12 protein-coding genes are annotated in these 19,904 nt (G+C 59.0%); 7 read left to right on the forward strand and 5 right to left on the reverse strand.

Features of this window, described 5'->3' with window-relative positions; genetic code table 11:
* Positions 1 to 156: 156 nt before the first annotated feature.
* A complete protein-coding gene (locus PW789_RS15160) occupies positions 157 to 1,380 on the forward strand; it encodes a dipeptidase (protein WP_299377974.1) in 1,224 nt (407 codons plus the stop codon).
* Positions 1,381 to 1,452: 72 nt separating this feature from the next.
* Here the strand turns inward: PW789_RS15160 and PW789_RS15165 are convergent, their stop codons facing one another.
* Positions 1,453 to 2,886 carry a sulfatase-like hydrolase/transferase gene (locus tag PW789_RS15165; RefSeq protein ID WP_299377975.1) on the reverse strand — a complete coding sequence of 478 codons (1,434 nt, stop codon included), beginning with the start codon at positions 2,884 to 2,886 and terminating at the stop codon, positions 1,453 to 1,455.
* Between the two features lie 367 nt (positions 2,887 to 3,253).
* On the opposite strand from PW789_RS15165, the gene PW789_RS15170 reads away from it, so the two are divergent.
* From PW789_RS15170 to PW789_RS15185, 4 genes are read left to right on the forward strand one after another with little or no spacing between them, the layout of a single operon-like run.
* Positions 3,254 to 4,786 carry a sodium:solute symporter family protein gene (locus PW789_RS15170; RefSeq protein WP_299377977.1) on the forward strand — a complete coding sequence of 511 codons (1,533 nt, stop codon included), beginning with the start codon at positions 3,254 to 3,256 and terminating at the stop codon, positions 4,784 to 4,786.
* A 10-nt stretch (positions 4,787 to 4,796) separates the two neighbouring features.
* A complete protein-coding gene (locus PW789_RS15175) occupies positions 4,797 to 5,579 on the forward strand; it encodes a 6-phosphogluconolactonase (protein ID WP_299377979.1) in 783 nt (260 codons plus the stop codon).
* Positions 5,576 to 6,742, forward strand: a complete 1,167-nt coding sequence (locus tag PW789_RS15180) for an amidohydrolase family protein (protein ID WP_299377981.1) — start codon at positions 5,576 to 5,578, stop codon at positions 6,740 to 6,742. The genes PW789_RS15175 and PW789_RS15180 overlap by 4 nt, the downstream gene beginning before the upstream one ends.
* The gene (locus PW789_RS15185) at positions 6,739 to 9,042 is read left to right on the forward strand and encodes a family 20 glycosylhydrolase (protein ID WP_299377983.1); all 2,304 of its coding nucleotides are present in this window, start codon (positions 6,739 to 6,741) and stop codon (positions 9,040 to 9,042) included. The genes PW789_RS15180 and PW789_RS15185 overlap by 4 nt, the downstream gene beginning before the upstream one ends.
* A gap of 33 nt (positions 9,043 to 9,075) precedes the next feature.
* On the opposite strand, the gene PW789_RS15190 is transcribed toward PW789_RS15185, so the two are convergent.
* The 3 genes from PW789_RS15190 to PW789_RS15200 all read right to left on the reverse strand — a co-directional run bounded on the left by PW789_RS15190 (position 9,076) and on the right by PW789_RS15200 (position 12,788).
* Positions 9,076 to 9,888, reverse strand: coding sequence for a GntR family transcriptional regulator (locus PW789_RS15190; RefSeq protein WP_299377985.1), 813 nt, complete (start codon positions 9,886 to 9,888; stop codon positions 9,076 to 9,078).
* A gap of 453 nt (positions 9,889 to 10,341) precedes the next feature.
* Complete coding sequence (locus tag PW789_RS15195; RefSeq protein WP_299377987.1) at positions 10,342 to 11,670, reverse strand: cytochrome P450; 1,329 nt, start codon at positions 11,668 to 11,670, stop codon at positions 10,342 to 10,344.
* A gap of 158 nt (positions 11,671 to 11,828) precedes the next feature.
* Positions 11,829 to 12,788 (reverse strand): fatty acid desaturase, encoded by a 960-nt coding sequence (locus PW789_RS15200; RefSeq protein WP_299377989.1) that lies wholly within the window; start codon positions 12,786 to 12,788, stop codon positions 11,829 to 11,831.
* 518 nt (positions 12,789 to 13,306) lie between these two features.
* Between PW789_RS15200 and PW789_RS15205 the strand changes: the two genes are divergently transcribed.
* A complete protein-coding gene (locus PW789_RS15205) occupies positions 13,307 to 16,579 on the forward strand; it encodes a fatty acyl-AMP ligase (protein WP_299377990.1) in 3,273 nt (1,090 codons plus the stop codon).
* Between the two features lie 10 nt (positions 16,580 to 16,589).
* Here PW789_RS15205 and PW789_RS15210 read toward each other — a convergent pair whose 3' ends face one another.
* Entirely contained in the window at positions 16,590 to 17,291 is a 702-nt protein-coding gene (locus PW789_RS15210) for a hypothetical protein (protein ID WP_299377991.1), read from the reverse strand.
* A gap of 307 nt (positions 17,292 to 17,598) precedes the next feature.
* On the opposite strand from PW789_RS15210, the gene PW789_RS15215 reads away from it, so the two are divergent.
* Positions 17,599 to 19,845: an MMPL family transporter gene (locus PW789_RS15215; protein ID WP_299377992.1), complete on the forward strand. Its 2,247-nt coding sequence runs from the start codon at positions 17,599 to 17,601 to the stop codon at positions 19,843 to 19,845.
* Positions 19,846 to 19,904: the final 59 nt, after the last annotated feature.

Consider the following 19,904-nt stretch of genomic DNA (forward strand, 5'->3'; position numbering starts at 1 on the left):
GGTGATCCTTAGACGATCGTCGTTTGTGCGAAAGATGCGATGGCGGAATCTTACCTACCGCGTGGGGCTCTGCCATAGGCCAAATGTCTTGCCCGCCGCTGCCGCTGCCGGAATACTCTTGCATAGAGTCCTTCAATCCTTGTCAGGAGACCATCGTTGCTGACCCGTCGCCAGTTCATCGGTTCCAGTGCCTATGCTGCGTTTGCCTGGAAGCAGGCGCTTTCGCAGGCTGGCCAGCCGGCGCCTCAGATCTCTGCCCGCGCCCGGGCGATTCATCAGCGCGCCTTCGTCTTCGACGCACACGTTCACGCACTCGACCGTGAGTTTTACGATGGCGGCAGCATGGGCGTTCGCAAGTCTGATGGCCAGTGGGATCTTCCGCGTGCGCGTGAAGGCGGCGAGGATGCGTTCTTCCTCTCCGTCTATGTGCCGGAAGAGTATTACCCCAGCCGCTTTGAGACGCGCCAGACGCTGAGGCGCATCGACCATGCCCTGCGGCAGCTGCATGAGAACCGCGGCCAGGTGGAGCTTGCACTCAACGGCGCAGACATGGATCGGATTCGTTCCAGCGGCAAAATGGGCGCCGTGCTCGACATCGAAGGCAGCTACGACCTCGACGGCGACCTCGGCATCCTCCGCGATATGCATGCGCTCGGACTGCGTTCCGCGCAGCTCTCGGCGCACAACTGGGACCAGAACTACGCTGATTCCTGCTGCTCCATGCCGAAGTGGAATGGTCTCACGGCGCATGGCCGCGAGCTGATCCGCGAGATGAATCGTCTTGGTATGGTCATCAACGTCTCGCACTCCGGCGACGAGACTATCTCGCAGGTGCTCGATGTCAGCGAGCGGCCGGTCGTTGCAACGCACCACGGTCTGCGCAGCGTCAACGACATCCCGCGCAATATGCCGGACGAACTGATCAAGAAGCTCGTCGATAAGGGGGGCATCTTCTGCTTCCAGATCGGCAGCGAGTTTCACTATCCGCGCGAGTATCAGTGGCTCACGGCGCAGCGTGGCAAGACCTTCTTCGATACCACCAGCATTCCGGATCGCGTCCGAGGTAAGAGCATCTACCAGGTGGATTCACTCGTCGGGCCGACCTTTCCCATGAAGGGGGCCACGGTTCCCGACTCCGTCGCAATGTCGGTGGATGATTGGGTGGAGGTGGTTGACCGCGCCATCCAGCTCGTCGGCGAGGATCACGTCGGTCTAGGCACTGATTTTGACGGAGGCCCCACGCTGGCGCGCGGCATGCGCGATGTCCGCGATCTGCCGATGGTTACCGACGCGATGCTGCGCCGCGGCTACAGCGAAACACGCATCCGCAAGTTCTGGGGAGGAAACCTGCTGCGTGTCTTTCGCCAGATCACGGCATAATTCGAGCAAAGAAGATTCCAGCAAGAGAAGGAGTCCCGCCGGGACTTCCTCTCTTTGCTCATAAGCCGCATCTCACAATGCGGATGAAACCTGCTTCGGGTGATCGATATCCATCGGATCGTCCAGCTCTTTCTGCTTTGCCTTCAGCTTCTGAATCAGCTCCTGCTTCACCGTAGCGTACGCAGGCTCGTCGACCAGGTCATGCATCTCCCACGGATCCTTCTCCAGATCGAAGACCTGGTAGCGGTTGAGGTGCGCATAGAAGATCAGCTTGTGTTTCTTCGTTCGGATCGAGCGCTGCAGGCCATCTAACCAGCCGAACATGGCGTCGTTGATCGGCTGCGGATTTTCCTCGTGCAGCATCGGCGCCAGAGAGGGAAACTCCACGTGCTGGGGAATCGGTACGTGGGCCAGGTCGCAGGTCGTGGCATACATGGAGTGCTGGTAGACCATCTCGTCGACTTGCTTTCCTGCCTTGATCCCAGGCCCCTTGATGATCAGCGGCATACGCATCGAGCACTCGTACTGATTCTGCTTACCCATCAGTCCGTGTTCGCCGACTGCCAGTCCGTGGTCAGCCGTCATGATGACGTAGGTATTGTCCGCCTTGCCCGAAGCCTCCAATGCGTCCAGGATGCGCCCGATCTGCGCGTCCATGTGCGTGATGATGGCGTAGTACTCGCGGCGATGGACGCGGACGTCGTACTCTGTGCGAGGGAACGGCGCCAGAACCTCGTCGCGTGTCTTATGCGCGCCCTGGTCGAAGGGATGCTCGGGCAGAAAGTTCGGGGGAATCGCAATCTTCTCGACCGGATACATGTCGAGATACTCCTGCGGAGCCTGACGCGGATCGTGCGGCGCGTTGAAGCCGACGTACATGAAGAACGGATTCTTCTGCTGCGGCACCGACTCCTTCAGGTACTTGATCGCGGCATCGGCATACAGCTCGCTCGAGTGCTGGATCGTGTCATCGCCGCGCCGGCTCGTCCACAGGCCCTGCTTCAACCAGTGACCGAAGAGAGTCTTATCGCTTGGGTTCCAGTTGTTGCCCGGCGCGGGGCGGTTGTACTCCGCTGCCGTCGAAGGCAGAAAGCCCGGAGCTACCGGGCCCATCTCGCTGAAGGCACGCTGCAGGCTTACCGCATCCAGGTGCCACTTGCCTGTGATGTAGGTGTCGTAGCCTGCCTCGCGCAGCGTCTGTCCCCACACTGGCTTGTTCGTCGCCGTGTTGGCCGAGTCCTCGCGGTTCGCGTGGAATGCAGTGAGGCCCGTATTGAGCATGGTCCTGCTGGCGACGCAGACCGCGCCGGTCCACGAACCCTGATGGAAACAATGCGTAAAGTGGCAGCCCGACCGGACAAGCCTGTCCATATTCGGGGTATGTACTTCAGGATTGTTGATCGAGTTGATGGTGCGGAACATCAGGTCGTCCGCGATGATGAACAGAAAATTCGGCTGCTGGCTACTGCCAGCGGCAGGAGCAGCATGTGCAGAGGAAGCCGGCAAGCCAGCCAAAGCAAGCGATGAGCTGAGTCCAATAAAGCGTCGTCTATTCAATGGCTATACCCGTTTCTTTTGACGAAATAGCAGGTGCATCATCATGAACGGAGGCACTTCAACGCAGGCGCGAAACCGTCCCATCAGCCGCAACTGTACCTGACTACACTTTAATGCAAGCTCCCAGCGCTGCAGATCAACACGCTATGAGTGCTCGTTCGCAAAACCCGTTCTTTGCATGTGAGCCCGTCATGCAAATCTCGCGGTGGCATTCGTGTGGTCGCTGACTTCTATAGGACTTGCCTTCTTCTGCTTTGTGATATATCAGTATGAAGTGGTCAGTCGACCCGATTTTACCGGCTATGGAGGAAGAGACTTGTCGCAGCTGTCATGGCTTGTGCTCTCGTGTTATTTCGTCCTGATGCTGGCGGTTGGGCTATGGGTGCGGAGCCGCGTCAAAGATGCAAAGGACTTCTTTACCGCCGGTGGAAAGATGCCGTGGTGGCTTGCGGGCATCTCGCATCATATGTCGGGCTACAGCTCCGCGGCGTTCGTCGGCTACGCAGCGATCGCTTACAGCGACGGCATCAGCCTCTACCTGTGGTGGGCCTGTTCGATTGCCATCGCACTTCTGATTGGCTCGTTCGTCTTCCCTGGTCAGTGGGTGCGTCTCCGTCTCTACACGGGAATGATCTCGCCTTTGGAGTATCTGAAGGCGCGCTACAGCGTTGGCGTACAGCAGGTGCTTGCGATCAGCGGAACGCTGCTGAAAGTCTTCGACGTTGGCGCAAAGTGGACGGCCTCTGCGCTTCTGCTCAATTTTTATGCGGGCGTGCCGATCTTCTGGGGCGTCCTGCTGACCGGCGGCGTGACCCTTGTCTACTCTGTCGTTGGTGGCCTGTGGGCCGATGCTGTGACAGACCTCAGCCAGTTCCTGATTCAGCTTGTCTCCGGCCTTCTCATCTTTGTCGCTGTCGTGGCCCGTCTCGGCGGGGTCCATTCGCTCTGGACGGTGTGGAAACAGCTTCCGGCGTCACATCATATGCCCTTTCACGGCAAGTACACGCTGACGTTCATGCTGGTCTATACCATCATTAATCTGCTCTCGTACAACGGTGGCACCTGGAGCCTGGCGCAGCGCTTCCTGGCCTCTCCGGACGAGCAGTCCGCAATCCGATCTTCGCGACTCTCCGCGGCGCTCTATGTCGTGTGGCCGCTGGTGCTGTTCTTCCCCATGTGGGTAGCTCCGGTGCTATTGCCGCATCTCGTCGACCCCTCGCAGAGCTACGCTCGTCTATCGCAGGAGCTGCTGCCTCACGGTCTCATCGGCCTGGTGCTGGCAGGACTGATCGCGCACTCCATGGCGATGACCTCTTCTGATGCCAATGCGATTGCGGCCGTCGTCATCCGCGATATTGTGCCTGTCTTCTTCCCGCATTCTTCGGCGGCGCAGGAGCAGGGACAGCTGTTCGCTGCGCGTGTCTTCACCTTCTGCTTTCTGCTGGCCAGCATGATCGTCGCCCTGCTGGCGCCGCATATGGGCGGCGTGCTGGGCCTGATTCTGCTCTGGTATGCAGCCCTCGTTGGGCCAATCGCCGTGCCGATGCTGTTCGGTATGTTGCCTGCTTTGCGCCGCTGCGGCTCGCGCGCTGCGCTGCTCTCCTATGTCTCAGGGTTGATCGCTTTTGTTGCGACCAAGGTCTTTCTGTCGCCGCAGATGCAGGAGAGCGCCAACGGCTTTGTGCTTGCCGTGGGAGGACCCACGCTCGTCTCCGTCTTTGTCTTCCTGATCAGCGGTCTCATCGCGCCACAGCAGACGCCGCAGTCCATGGAACTGTTTCGTAGCATCCAGCATTCTTCTTCGTCGGCCATGATGAAAGAGGCTGGAATTTCGTTAAGTAAAGGTTGAGTCTTTCGTCATGGTGGAAGTCCAGGATCAGCAGGTGCACATAGAACCGACTCGGGCCGCAATGGGCGCGCTGGCAGCCCGTCAGGTTGCAGCATATCTGCGAGAGGTACTGTCGCAGAAGCACGCGGCGCGAATGATCTTCGCCGCCGCGCCCAGCCAGAGTGAGATGCTGGCCGCCCTCGTCGAGGAGAAGGACATCGACTGGGCGCGCGTAGAAGCCTTCCATATGGATGAGTACATCGGCCTACCGCCTGAGGCTCCGCAAAATTTTCGCAACTGGCTGAAGTCGGCCTTCTTCGATCGCGTTCCGCTCGGCCATGTTCATCTCATCGAACCGGCGGCAGACGCTGAAGCCTGCGCGGCTGGATACGCGGAGCTGCTCGCAGCTCATCCCATCGATATCGTCTGCATGGGCATTGGCATGAACGGCCATATCGCCTTCAACGATCCTTCCACCACGTTTGACGATCCGCTCGACGTCAAGATCGTCGTGCTGCAGGAGGAGAGCCGTCAGCAGCAGGTCTTCGACGGCCTGTTTCCTGTGCTTGATGCCGTACCGGAGCGAGCCATCTCGCTGACCATTCCTCGCCTGCTGCGCGCCGATCGTCTCTTTTGCTGCGTTCCCGGCAAGCTGAAAGAGCCGGCGGTGACAAGAGCGCTGCGCGGTCCGATCACTCCTGACTCACCGGCTTCGATCTTGCGAACGCATAAAGGGTGTTCCATATATCTTGACGCAGAGTCCTCCGCCGGCCTCTCCGGCAGCGACGGCTACGCACAGGCAGGAAGCCGGTGATCACTCTTCGCGGCCGCGATCCAGATACCGGTCAGCTGTTGCAGGTGAAGTGTGCCGGTGACCGCATAACCTCCGTCGATGGTTTGCCTGAGGAGACATGCGACGACTGGCTCAGCGCTGGCTTCATCGACCTTCAGGTTAATGGCTATGGCGGAATCGATCTGAACCGCGACGATCTCGCGGTTCAGGATGTCATCGCCCTTACGGACAAACTCGCGCTGCTGGGCACGACGCGCTACCTGCCGACCATCATCACGGGCAGCAGGCAAAAGATCGCGCATTGCATCGAGATTATTCGGCAGGCCAGGGAAGAGAATGCGCAGGTGCATCATGCCGTGGCCGGTATTCATTTGGAGGGCCCGTATCTGTCTCCTGAAGACGGATATCGCGGTGCGCACGATGCGTCGCAGATCAGGCGGCCGTCGCTGGATGAGTTTGCCGAGTGGCAGCGCGCATGCGGCGGCCTCATTCGCCTCATCACGCTCTCGCCTCACTGGCCGGGCGTTGCTGCATTCATTCGTGCGGTGTGTGCCATGGGCGTGCGCGTCGCAATCGGCCACACGTCGGCGACCGGCGAACAGATCAAGACAGCGGTTGATGCTGGTGCCACACTCTCGACGCATCTTGGAAATGGACTGCCCTCTCAGCTTGCACGCCATCCGAACCCTATCTGGAGTCAGCTGGCGGAAGACAGTCTTTCAGCATCGTTCATCGCCGATGGCGTTCACGTCGACGCCGCTACGCTTACCAGCATGATCCGGTGCAAAGGAAAGAGTCGCAGCATCCTCATCTCCGATTCCGTCGCTCTCGCAGGCGGCAGCCCGGGACGCTATCGGGCAAGCGTTGGCGGCGATGTATCGGTTGAGGAGGATGGATCGATTCGCATGAGTTCTTCTTCATTGCTCGCGGGTTCGGGTATCGCGCTGCGCGACGCCGTTGCAAGGGCTCCAGGATTGGCTGGGGTCACGCTCGGCGATGCCGTGGAGATGGCATCGAGGCATCCGGCTGCGCTTCTCGACCTGAAGACCGGCCTCGTCGCTGGTGCACCCGCAGATCTTGTGCTCTTCCGCTGGAAGCCGCACGAAACAACACTACAGATTCGTAATGTCATGGTTCAGGGCACATGGCTTAGACAGCCCGATACCGGAAATGAGGAAGGATGAAGTTACCTGAAAATGCGGGAGCGAAGTTTCTCCGCACCGTCGTTGTTGCTGCGCTTGTCTGCGCCCCTTGTCTTTCTCCTGCCGAAGCTGCTTCTCCGCGTCCGGTGATCATTCCTCAGCCTGCCAGCATGAAATCTGAGCCGGGCACATTGGATATCTCGCACGGAATCAGAATCGTGCTTCCGAAAGCTGATCCTGCGGCAGCGTCCGCGAAGGCCTATCTGCTTTCGCTCAATGCAAAACAGCCTGCGTTTGCTTTAGCGGAGAAGGCGCCTGTAACGTTGCGCTTTGAGCATCGCGCCTCTTCTGCCGAGTCAGCGCAGAACGACGAGAGCTACAGCCTTCGCATCACTCCGGCAGGTGCCACCATTCTCGCCAGCTCGCAGGCAGGTTATCTCTATGGCGCCATCACCTTCTGGCAGATCGCGCAGTCGTCAGGCAAGCAGGTTGGCGCGGTTGAGATCGAAGATCAGCCGCGCTTTCGCTGGCGCGGATTCATGCTCGACTCGGCGCGCCACATCCAGAGCGAGGCCTTCATCTATCAGCTGCTCGACTACATGGCGCTGCACAAGATGAACGTCTTCCACTGGCATCTGGTTGACGACCAGGGTTGGCGCATCGAGATTAAAAAATATCCTCGCCTCACGCAGGTCGGCGGCTTCCGTGGCCCCATCATGCCGCCCTATCAGAGCACAGCCGCGATCAAGCCCTATGGCGGCTACTTCAGTCAGCAGCAGATCCGTGCCATTGTTGCCTATGCGCAGCAACGGAATATCACCATCGTGCCCGAGATCGAGATGCCGGGCCATTCCACTGCGGCCATCGCGGCTTACCCGGAGCTCAGCAGCACGTCGACACCGCCCACCGGTCCTGCCACCGGCTGGGGCATCTTTCCCAATCTGTATAACGTCGACGACAACACCTTCGACTTCATCCAGAACGTTCTCCTTGAAGTCATGCAGCTCTTTCCCAGTCACTACATTCACATTGGTGGCGACGAGGCGATCAAGAATCAATGGAAGTCCAATCCAAAGGTGCAGGCGCGTATGCGCGAACTCGGCATCAAGGACGAAGACGCTATGCAGAGCTGGTTCGTCGGGCGTATTGAAAAATTTCTCAATGCGCATGGACGAAGCATGGTGGGATGGGACGAGATTCTGCAGGGAGGGCTCTCGCCCAATGCAACGGTCATGTCCTGGCGCGGGACAGAGGGAGGCATCGCTGCGGCGAAGCAGAATCACGATGTTGTGATGACACCGAGCCGCCCGCTTTACTTCAACTATCGCCAGAGTGACTCGGCGACGGAGCCCCCAGGGCGCGTGCCTGTCAACGCCCTTCGCGATATCTACAACTTCAATATCGCGATCGACTCACTGACGCCCGAGCAGTTTCGCCACGTCCTCGGCGTGGAAGCCTGCATGTGGTCAGAGTTCATCCTTCCAACTGAGAACGTCGAGCACATGCTGTTTCCTCGCCTTGCAGCGCTCTCCGAACTGGCATGGACTCCCGCCTCGCAGAAAGATTATTCCAGTTTCCTGAAGCGGCTTCCGGTAGAGCTGGATCGCGATAAGGCGGCGCATCTGCGTCCGGCAGAGAGTGTCTTCGAAGTTCGCACGGACGCGAAGCTATCGCAGGACGGAACCAGCGCAGCGTTCCATCTCTCCACGCAGTCCGACATCGCGCAGATTCGTTACACGCTGGACGGATCACCTGTGAGCGCGGCGTCCCCACTCTACGGCGCGCCGTTCGATGCACCGCTTGCACATTCGCTGACGGCGCAGGCATTTATGGATGGAGCCCCCGTGGGACAGCCAACCGTCATGCCTCTCACGCTGACAAATATCCTCCGTCGCGATGCCCGTGAGTTAGATGCCTGCGAGACTGTCGCACAGATGCAGATCGAGCAGGACCCGCCGCGCAATGCTGAGCGGCCCGTCTTTCGTGTCTCGTATCACCGGCCCTGCTGGATCGATCGTGCGGTTCCGATGGACCTGGTGCAGAAGATGGACATTCAGGTAGGCAGCATGCCGGATATCTTTGCGACCTCAATGAAACCAGTCACCATCGCGGCCGGCGGCTCACAGCCCGATCCTCGCGTCGACGTCTATGTGGATCGTTGCGATGGACAGTTGCTGACCTCCATCGATGCGCGCAGCGCCGTCCGTAAAGACGGAGTCATTACGTTGCATGCTCCGGAACTCGCGTCTGTTCACGGAACGCACGATCTGTGTTTCGATTTCAAGTCCAGCGACCCGAACACCAGCTGGCTGATGCATGCTATAGAACCTATGCCGCGCTAAACCAGATAAGGGGCATGCGGGTGCGCACTCCCCTTATCGCGCTGTCTTACGCTTCTTCGAGGTCTTTACGGCGGGCGATGTTATTGCGGAAGTCTTCTTGCCCGTGGGCTTGGCTGTCTTGGCTGTACGGCGATCCTTTGAGGACCGCGTCTGGGAGATGCGGCCGATCGGAGGGAGATTCATGCTGAAACGTTTGGAGATGGCTTCCTGAATCTCGCCCATACCGGAACGGATATGCCGTCCCATGGCCAACGCCGCGTCATCAGGATCTTTTCCCGTCAGTACCTTTGCCAGTTCGCCGTGCCATCCCTCGGGCATGCGCGAATGGGCGTTGATATCGAACAGCCAGTTGAAGACCAGCACCTGGTTCTTCTCCAGGTTCTCGCACAGCAGCGTGCTGCCCGCCCAAAGAGCGATCTGCATATGAAATTGCAGATGAAAAGACTGAAAGCCGTACTGCTCCTTCGGATCGCAGGAGACGATTTGCGACTCCTGGTCGAGCCGCTCGGCCATCTCCAGCAGACCTTCACGCTCGACCGGGTTGGCACGCTCGCAAAACAGGCGCGCAGACTGAGTCTCCAGCGCCTCGCGCATAATGTAGCGCTCGCGCACGTCGTTCGGCGTAGGAATTTTGACCCGCGTGCCGACGCGTGGACGGCTCTCCAACAGGCCCTCATCCTCCAAGCGTTGCAGCGCCTCGGTGATCGGCACAAAGCTCATGGAGAACTCCGCGGCGAGATGACGGCGCGAGAGCACGCCTCCCATGGGGATCTCCCCGCGCAAAATCTTCTCCCGGGTCATCAGATACGCCTGGTGCGCCAGACTCGTCCCTCGTGCAATCTCCACGTTCCAGCCCTTCAAAATGCGATTCTAACCACGCAATTTTAGTATGTCGATTCGCGAACGCATACATCGTCTTGTAAGAGGCGACCGTCGGCACGCTATCTTTTGCAAAGGCCGGGCTTCAGAGGCCGTCAGCTGAACGGTATCTGCCTTCGTCGCGCTGTTGCATGCGCCAGGCGATAGCATCGACGGACCCGAGGTCGGGTATCAGCTATTCGTAAGGTTGTCGTTGATGAAGTATTGAAATGTCATCTGGTTGATGTCGTCGATATGATGACCCCGCCACAGACCAGATGTTGTTTATCAGAACTCCAATCGATCAGGCGATCACTCCGCGGCGGTGGCCTGCTGGATGCAACGATGGAAGGCCCTATGCCGAACTTACCCTGCCCTGTCGGCGTGCTCGTAGTTGGCAGTAGAAATATGGGGCCGGCGCCGTAGATCAACGGTGACGGATTAGAGCGCGTTGGCTGGAGCGGCTGCCTGCCGCTCGACGACAGCAGCTCGTGTGAAGCGCATCTGAATGCCATTCTTCGGTCGGAGAATCACCATCGCGCGCTCGACGATATTCTGTCCGGGAACCAGATCGAAGTCGTAGCGACGTAAGAGCGTGCTCAGAATCATTAAAATCTGCAGCATCGCGTATTGATTGCCGATGCAGACACGCGGTCCCCCGCCGAAGGGAAGATAGGTGAATGGTGTGCGTAGTTTCTCGCTACCCTTGACGAATCTCTCGGGCTGAAACTCCTCGGGGTCGTCCCACGCGCGACTGGCGTGGTGCGCGCCGTAGACGTACACAATTACCATCGAGCCGGCAGGGATGGCGACATCACCGATCTGATCGTCATTGACAGCCATGCGGTCAATCATCCAGAACGGAGGATAGAGACGCAATGCCTCCTGGATGACCTGTGTCGTATACGGAAACTTCATGACGTCACCGTGGCTCAGGAGCGTGTCGCCGAGCACGGAGTCAAACTCATCCCGTACGCGCTCCAGGCAGTCCGGCCGCGTGCTGAGAAGATACAGCAGCCAGGACAGGCCATTGGATGACGTCTCGTGGCCTGCGACCAGGAGCTGCATGCTTTCGCTCAGCACCAGTTCGTCGCTCATGCCTTCGCCGTCGGCATAGCGGGCGTCCATCAGGCTCTGCAACAGATCGCTTCCGGGCGGTTGAAGGCGACGCTCCTTGATGTATTCGAGGAGCACGTTGTCGGCGCGGACGCGCATGTCTTCATGCTTCTTCAGCTCGCCCGACGCCGCAAACCAGGGGTTTAAATATGGCTGCAGCGTCTGCCGCACAATGAACTCCTGCACGGTGCAGATGGTGTGGCTGACGAGGTCAATATCTTCGCGCTTCAGGCGTGCGCCGAACAGCGAGCGTGCCACCATCGCGAAGGTCATCTCCATTAGCTGCGGGTAGATATCGACGGGGCCGTCCTGGATGCGTCGGTCGAACTCGCGAATCGACTCGGTCAGCGAGTCCTGCATGATCGAGGAGAGCGCGTCGAGCTGCTTGCGATCGAAGCCTTTCTGGATGAGGCGCCGCTGCGTCTTCCAGGGTTCGCCGTGTGTCGTCAGCAGGCCTTTGCCAAGGAAGTGTCCCATCCGCCTTACCTGGATCTCAGACTTCCGATAGTTCTCGGCGTTGGTCTTCAGCACATGCTGAATAACGGCGGGGTCCGTCGTTACGATGGCCTCTTTGAGGCCGCCGAGATAGAAGCGGAACGTGTCTCCGTAGAGCTTGAGATAGGTGGAAAGGACCGGCACTGGATTCTGCGCCATAGCGGATGAATCCGTAAACGAGCGCCAACGCGAAACAGCGGGAATGGATACCGACAATGTCATACCTCACCGCGGACACGGGCTACAGCGGAGTAGAGCGATACATTCGCTACCTGAATTGCAGCCGCACCTTGGGGTCTGGAGTTAAAGACGAGGGGTCACGACCACGTGCCGTTGCCCAATTGCTTCAAAAGTATCAGGTGGTGCCATACGGCACGTGTCATTGTGGGGTGCTGGCGATAAGGAACCCCAAATTCTTCAGCAGTTTCCTTCACGATCCGGGTAAGCGGAGCGTAATGGGTGTGGCATACAAACGGACACAAGTGATGCACGATGTGATGGTTGAGCCCGCCTGCGAGCCAGCCGACCATCGGATTGGTGGTGGCGTAGTCCGCTGTCGTCGCAAAGATGTGGTACACGCCGTTCTCGAACTCGTTGCGGCCTTCGGGGAAGTACGTGCTGTCGACTGTGTGTGTCGTCTGGAAGACCAGCGCTACGCTGAGTCCGACGATCAGATGCACGAGGACGAAGGCCCCCACGACGAGCAGGATGGGCTTGTGGAGCAGCACCACCGGAAGGACCAGCATGTAGGTGAGATAGAACAGTTTGCCGGCAAAGAGGATGACATATTCGCGAGCGGGATGCCGGGTGCGTCTCAGGTAATCGTGCATCGGACGGAAGAAGCACTCGAAGTCCCTGACGAAGACATAATCCAGAGAAAAAACGGCGTATAAAAGCAGGGCGTAAAGGTGTTGAAAGCGCTGCATGGGGCGAAGTGGCTCATGTGGCGTAAACCGGAGCAGGCCGCGTCCCGTCAGGGCATCGTCCTCGCCATGCACATTGACACAGGAATGATGGCCGCGATGATGCAAAATGCGCCACATATACGAACTGATCCCGCACACGTCAAAGACGTAATTGAGTGTCTTGTTGACGGAGGCATCCGACGAAATGGCATTGTGATTGCTGTCGTGAGCAATATTCAGGAGAAGGAAGGTCTGAGCGAGGCCGCCGAGCACGTACAGGGCGAGAAACAACCCCGAAGCGGGGTGCAGCGCGTAGATGGCGGCCCAGCTGGCGGCAAGCACACCCAGCCCGACGGCAATCTTTGTCCACATGGTCCGATCCGCCTTTGGAGACAGGTTCTGAGCTGTGAAATATTGATCGAGGCGGCGGCGCAACACCTTTGGAAACGATGGGTTACCGAGAGTTCCGGCAGGCTCGGGAGCGGTTTCGTGCGGGACGAGATCGTCCTCTGTGTACGGCAGGGAGACCGCGATGTCGTTGGGGGATGCCAGGGCTGTCAGCTCACAATAATTTTCGGAAGGTTAAAGTCCGACCGTCGCTATGTTAGCATGGTCGCAACACACATTAAGAGAGTGGAGACAGCTTGATCTGCACCGAGAGATCCCAGATCAGGTTAGGTTGTCTGTTCTTCCGTGTGGCGTTCCGCCTCTTGCCATCTCAAGGTACGGAATGCACCTCGCACCTCCGACCCACCATTTCAGATCATTGCCGCGTCCAGGGTGCACATATCGATTTTATGGAGCGGCACCGAGAAGCAAGGCCGCAAGAGTCGATAGGGGCAAGGCTCACGTGTTTTACCACCGTTCAAAAGGGGCTTTACTGATTCACTATGGCGTCGATTATTCATGAGTTGGACCGGCTTGCTGAGGTTCATCCGCACAAGCTCCTTTACACCTACCTCGATTTGAATGGAAACACGCTCGAGAGCTACACGTATGCCTCTTTTCAGGCGCGGACGAAGGCGATCGCAGGGCACCTGCTGAAGGACGGCCGGTTCGCCGAGGGAGACCGCCTGCTGCTGGCGTATCCGCCCGGAATGGAGATGATCTGTACCTTCTTCGGCTGCGCGCGCGCGGGCATGATCCCCGTACCGGTCTATCCGCCCAGCTCACGCGGTTTCCAGAGTGCCCTCTACAAGATGGTGCACATTGCGCGGGACTGCCAGGCCGCCGGCATCCTTACCAGCAGCGACTATCACGCATCTCTGAAGACAAACCTCACCCGGAGTGGCGTGGCCGCCTCGGGCGTGGATGTGGACTACATTGCAGGATTGCCGTGGGTCGTTACCGAGGAGTTCACCGAACAGGTTTCACAGGTAAGCTTTCCGGCCGGGGGGAAGATCCTTTTCCTGCAATACACTTCGGGCTCCACGATGGAGCCCAAGGGCGTGATCGTGACGCATGAGAACATCCTGCGCACGGCACCGCTGGTCATCGACCATACTTCGCCTGTCGTGGTTTCGTGGCTTCCGCAGTACCACGACATGGGACTGATCGGAACGTATCTCTACCCGGCGCTGCGCGGGGGAACCACCTACGGCTTCTCACCGACAGATTTCATTCAGAGGCCCGCGCTGTGGTTCGACGCAATGAGCACGTACAGAGCCACCGCGACCGCCGCACCCAACTTCGCATACGAATACTGCCTGCGCGCGGGACGTATCTCGAAGGAAAGCCTTGAGTTGTGCGACCTGAGTTCGCTGCGCGTGCTGATGGTGGCGGCAGAGCCGGTGAAGGCGGAGACATACACACGTTTTCTCGAAGCGTTTCAGTCCTACGGGCTGAAGTCGGAGGCGTTCTATGCCGCCTACGGGCTGGCGGAGAACACGCTGGCTGTATCGCTGGGCGGACGCAACATCCTTTCGGTGAACAAGAGCGCGCTTGCCATGGGCCGGGCGCGCCTGGCCACGGAAGTTTCGGAGATCGGCTCCTCCACGAAGGTGGTCAGCTGCGGTCGCCCTCTGCCGGGAATCGACGTTAGGATCGTCGACCCGGAACTCCATAACGTTCTCCAGGACGGTGGTATCGGCGAAATTTGGATCGCCGGAGTGGGCAAATGCGTCGGCTACTGGAACAATTCCGAGCTGACGCTGAAACAGTTCCGTGCACGCCTTGTGGACGATACGCCATACGATGACGGCTTCCTCCGCACGGGAGATATGGGCTTCTTCCATGACGGTGAGCTGTTCGTGTGCGGGCGCATTAAGGACATGATCATTCTGCGGGGGCAGAACTACTACCCGCAGGACATCGAAGGCGTGGTGGAGCGTGCTTCGCCGCTCATCCGTGCGCACTGCGTCGCGGCGTTTCAGATTCACGAAGAGAGCGAACCCGCGCTGGCCATTGTGGCCGAAGTCAAGAATCCGAATCAACTGCCGGACGCACGCAAGATTGCGCAGGCTGTGCGCAACTACCTTAATGTAGAGGTGGCGTTGATCTCGTTCATCGCGCCTCGCGCCATTCCGCGCACCAGTTCCGGCAAAATCATGCGGCACAAAGCCAAGCAGATGTGGGTTGCTGGCCAGTTCAGCGTGTTGAATGAGTTTTCGCGCGAGAAGGATGCCGGAGCATCGTGTTCAGACCCGGAAAAGCAAACGCCCTTTGACGAACTCAAGTTGCGTTACAACCTTACAGGCAATGAGTCTTACAACCTCATCGAGGCGGGGCTGGACTCTCTCGATCTTGTGATTTTCATGCATGAGATCAAGGAGCTGTTGAAGCACCGTGGCGCCGATGTGCTCGCGCGCCAGGTCGACATCGGCGTTATTCAGCGTGTCAGCGTGGCGGAGCTGTTCCAGCTTGCCGAACAGCTGGAGAGCGCACCGGAGGAGGCGCTGGAGCACCTGCGTCAGGCACTGCAGGTGTTTCGTCAGGAACAGCGAGACTCGGAGCGCCAAATGATGACGGAGGATCGCACGATGGTCTTCGATCCTCCGGTGCCGGCTCCTACGCCTGAAGTGCCCACCCCGCGGCACGTCTTTCTTACGGGAGGCACCGGCTTTATCGGGCCGTTCCTGATCAAGAGCCTCCTGGAGCAGACCTCGGCGGACATATACGTCCTGGTGCGAGCGTCGGATGAGGAGCAGGGTAAGCAGCGGCTTCGTTCGGCGATGGATTCGATGGGATCCCCGGACGACCAGCTGATGGAGATGTTCGAAGCACGTGTGACACCCATGTGCGGCGACCTCGGCCATGCCAACCTTGGCCTGGCTCCGGAAGCCTGGGAGTTCCTGAGGGACGAGTGCGATTCCATCTTCCATAACGGCGCAACGGTGAACTACCTGTTCAACTACGACCGCATGCGCGATGCAAACGTCATGGGTACCAACGAGGTGCTTCGACTCGCCTTCGAGGGCCGGGAGAAGGAGTTCAACTACGTCTCGACAACCTTTGTCTTCGGCTGGGCGGTAAAAGATGTCTTGTGGGAGACGGACTTCAACGAGAACCTCGACCTGTTGGACTTCGGCTACAGCCAGACCAAGTGGGTTGCGGAGCAGGTGGTTGCAGATGCCCGCAGCAAGGGGTTGTCGACCCGAATCTTCCGTCCGGCGCTGGTCAGTCCGTCGGTGGACGGCGGAGGCAACAACTTCGACATCGCCGTGCGTCTCGTCGCCTTCATGGTGAACCATGGCATCGGAGTCGACGCTCTGAACCAGGTAAGCTTTGTGCCTGCGGACATCGTTGCCAACAACATTGTGGCGGTCTCGACCACGGCCGGCACCGCCAACCAGACCTTCCACATCGTGCGCGACGACTACGCCAACATGATGGACATCACCAATTTGATTACGAAGTCCACAGGACGTGAGTTCGAAATCTTCTCTGTCGATGATTTTGTCCCGGAGTTGATCCGTCGCTGTCGCAAGGAAGACCTGCTCTTCCCATTGCTGGACTTCCTTGTGGGATCGGTGGACAACATCACGGCGATGGAGTTCAAACGCTACGACAACTCGACCTACCAGGCCGCTCGCGATGCTTCTGCATGGGGACAGGCGGATCCAACACTTGAGGACACCGTCAACGGCATCCTCAAGTTCATGCACCGCAAGGGGATCATTTCGGTAGCTCCGCAGGAGATTGAACGGGCGGTCGCAGCGGACTAGCTGCGGCCACCTATTTGCGTTCGAAGGCGAGCTTCTCCGTAAAGCGCTGACCTGTCTCCAGTGTTCCTGTGGCGGTCAGCGTCATGGTCTTCCCATCGGGAGCAACGCTCCATCGATCCTTCTGCGTGACCTGCTGATCGCGCCGGTAGATTGCATCGAGGGTGTGGGCGTCGACCTGGGAGAGCTGCACCGTATCGTTGCGCGAGTCGTGAAGGTCGTACTGCTTCCCATCCAGGTGCGCGGTATAGCTGTAGTCATAGGCAAAGCGCACGCCATCATTGCCAACCGCATCAATCGTCAGAGGTATGCCCTGGCGCATGCGGGTCTTGCTTACGTCCTGGATCCAATCGCCTGAGAACGGATCACGTACTCCCTTGGACGCGCTGGTGCGCACCCAGATGGAGATTTGATCCGGGTGTCCGGGGCGCGAGGTGGTCAGCGTGAGTTCCTTGTTGTCCTTCGACAGGACATTGCGAATCGTTGCCGCAAGTGCACCGTTCTTCTTTTCGATGACGTCGACCTGCTTACGGCCCTTGCGGTGGAGCTGGACCTCGTCGAATAAGGGATTTGAGGGGGCAGGCGTTTGCTTGCCGTCGGACTTCGCCGTGAAGTCGAGGCGAGTCTCTCCCGTCATCGAGACGTGCACTGTGCCATCGGTAGAGACGATGACGAGCTTGTCCGGTGGATCGAGGGACGACTGTGCGGACGTCAATGTCCAGGCACCCGTCCGCGGGTCAGCTGCAAGTGCGGAAGAAGCGGGAAGCAGAACAACGAGGAGCGCGCAGGTCGCAGGAAGAATGGTCGCAGGTCTAAAGATGAGTGTCCCCCAACCGCAACGCGGTCACTAGGATGTCCAGAATTGGGCTAAAAAAGCACGCCGCGCCACAGTGTATCCTGACTCGATACGAAGCGCCACGCTTCGCTTTGGTTGCCTCAGCGAACATCGCATCGTCTTACGCAGCCATCTATACATTCAAGCCGCTCTTTCCGGCGGAAGGTGCAACGAGTTTCTAACGATTATGAGATTTCTGCAATCGCGACGCTTCTGGGCTGCCACCGTGCTTATCGGCGTCCTCGTGCTGCTCCCTTTCTCCTTTCACTCCGAACAGCACCTTGAGACTGCCACGCGCGTCGAAGGTAGCGATGCGGAGAAGGTAGCGAGTGAGTTGAAGACTCGCTTCAACTCACCGTTCGTCGACCAGGTCGTGCTGGTGATCAAGGGACTGCCATCGCTGGATACGTCCGAGGGTACGCAAGCGCTATCAGGCATCGTGGATGGACTCAAGAGCGAGCCCGGCATCTCTGGAGTCGTTTCGTACCTCGACCTGCACGATGCGATTTTCGTTGGCAAAGGTGGCGGAACCTACGTTGTGATGGGGCTCGGCTCGCCGGACATTTCTGTTGAGTCCATGGTTCCGGTGCTTAAGGCGCACGCGAAGACGCTCGAGTCACAGCTTCGACCGCGCTATCCAAACATTAGCCTCAAACTGACGGGTGAACTCCCGCTGAACTTCGACATCCGTAAGGCAAGCGCAGATGAAGTCCAGCACAGTGAGAGCGTGGCGATTCCTGCCACTCTGGCACTGCTGCTGCTGGCGTTCGGCAGCCTGGTCGCCTCAGCGATCCCTCTCGCCGTCGGGCAGTTGGCAATCGCCGCGACACTGGCGATCGCAGGCCTGCTCGCTGCTCGTTTTCACCTCTCCATTCTGGTTCAGAATCTGGCAACCATGCTCGGCCTCGGGCTTGGCATCGACTACACGTTGCTCATGGTAAGCCGCTTCCGCGAGGCGATTGCCGAAGGCCACGACGGAATAACGGCCTCGCGGATGGCATCGCAGCGGGCCAGCCACACGCTGCTTGTCTCGGCATCCACAGTAGCGATCGGCTTCGTCGCGCTGCTTACTGTACCGATCAGCGAAATCCGCTCGATCGGGGTAGCCGGTTGCCTGGTGGCAGCGACGAGCGTGTTGCTCGCCAACACACTCGTGCCGGAGGCGCTGGCACTACTCGGCCGGCGAATCGACACAGGCCGTCTGCCGTTCGTACCGCACATGGATGAGAGACGATCCGAGAGGATAGGCATGCGTTGGCGCCGCTGGGGTCAGAAGATAGTAGCCCATCCGTGGCTCGCGCTTGTGCTGGCAACTGCGCCGCTGCTCCTTCTCGCGTGGCAGGGAGCCCAATTGGATACGAGCCTTCCCAAAGGCGACTGGTTGCCCAAAGCTGCGGACTCGGTGGGTGCGCTGCATGAGTTGGAACAGATGGACCGCGCCGGGGTCGTGCAGACCATTCGCGTCCTGGTTGAACTCCCGAACGACTCCATCGTGAATAGCGATGCAGGCTGGGCTGCGCTCGATCGCGCGAGTAAAACTTTGGAGAGCGATCCGCGCTGCGAACGAGTCATCTCTCTCTCAACGCTTGCAGGCGGCGATCGTTCGTTTCTCACAAACATCTCGCGGGAGTCGCGGCGCACGTTCGTCAGCAGCGATGGACACGCGGCGTTGCTTGAGGTGATGCCAAAGACCTCGGTCTCGCTGCGAAGCCAGGTCGACTGGGTACGCGAATTGCGCAAGGTAGGGGCTCCGGCGCTGACTGGCGTTCCCTCCGCCACATTTCTTGTTGGCGGAATTCCAGCTTTGAATGCCGATTATCAAACGATTATCGACAGCAGATTTCCCTCCGTGACCGCCATGGTTGTCGTGGGTACTCTTTTCGCACTCTTCGCAGGGTTCCGTTCGTTCGTTGTGGCCATCAAGGCTGTCGCGTTGAACCTGCTTTCGGTGGCAGCTTCATTTGGGGCTCTGGTGCTGATCTTCCAGAAGGGCTATGGCAGCGGTCTGATCGGCTTTCCCGGCGGCACCGGCGGTATCTTTCCCCTTGTGCCCATTGTTGCGTTTGCCATCGTGTTTGGTCTCAGCATGGATTATGAGGTGTTCCTGGTAGCTCGTGTACTGGAAGCGAGGAGAAGCGGCTTGAGCGAGCGCGACGCCATTCCGGAGGCGATGGCCCGCACCTCCGGCCTGATCACCAGCGCTGCGGCGATCATGATCGTCGTCTTCGCGGCGTTCACGTTCGGGGACTTCTTAGTGATTAAAATGATTGGGCTTACCCTGTCGGTCGCCGTGCTGATTGATGCAACGGTGGTCCGCATGGTCATTGGCCCCGCGCTGCTCTGCCTCGCCGGAGATTGGAACTGGTGGCCCGGCGGCCTCGCGAAATCGAGTCCCGCAAGTCCCTCCTCAAAGGTTGATTCCACGCTGAAATAGCGCTGCCTTTCTGGTGCCCCGCTGAGGTCTTGAACCCTTCAAAGGTATGTTCCAGGAGC

The sequence above is a fragment of the Edaphobacter sp. genome (assembly GCF_028283685.1).
Classification (GTDB): Bacteria; Acidobacteriota; Terriglobia; order Terriglobales; family Acidobacteriaceae; genus Edaphobacter.

What these genes read in the sequence shown, in the direction of transcription:
- PW789_RS15185 (WP_299377983.1), top strand. Translation starts at nt 6,739, where the DNA reads ATGAAGTTACCTGAAAATGCGGGAGCGAAGTTTCTCCGCACCGTCGTT.
- PW789_RS15195 (WP_299377987.1), bottom strand. Translation starts at nt 11,670, where the DNA reads ATGGCGCAGAATCCAGTGCCGGTCCTTTCCACCTATCTCAAGCTCTAC.
- PW789_RS15205 (WP_299377990.1), top strand. Translation starts at nt 13,307, where the DNA reads ATGGCGTCGATTATTCATGAGTTGGACCGGCTTGCTGAGGTTCATCCG.
- PW789_RS15215 (WP_299377992.1), top strand. Translation starts at nt 17,599, where the DNA reads ATGAGATTTCTGCAATCGCGACGCTTCTGGGCTGCCACCGTGCTTATC.
- PW789_RS15200 (WP_299377989.1), bottom strand. Translation starts at nt 12,788, where the DNA reads ATGTGGACAAAGATTGCCGTCGGGCTGGGTGTGCTTGCCGCCAGCTGG.
- PW789_RS15175 (WP_299377979.1), top strand. Translation starts at nt 4,797, where the DNA reads ATGGTGGAAGTCCAGGATCAGCAGGTGCACATAGAACCGACTCGGGCC.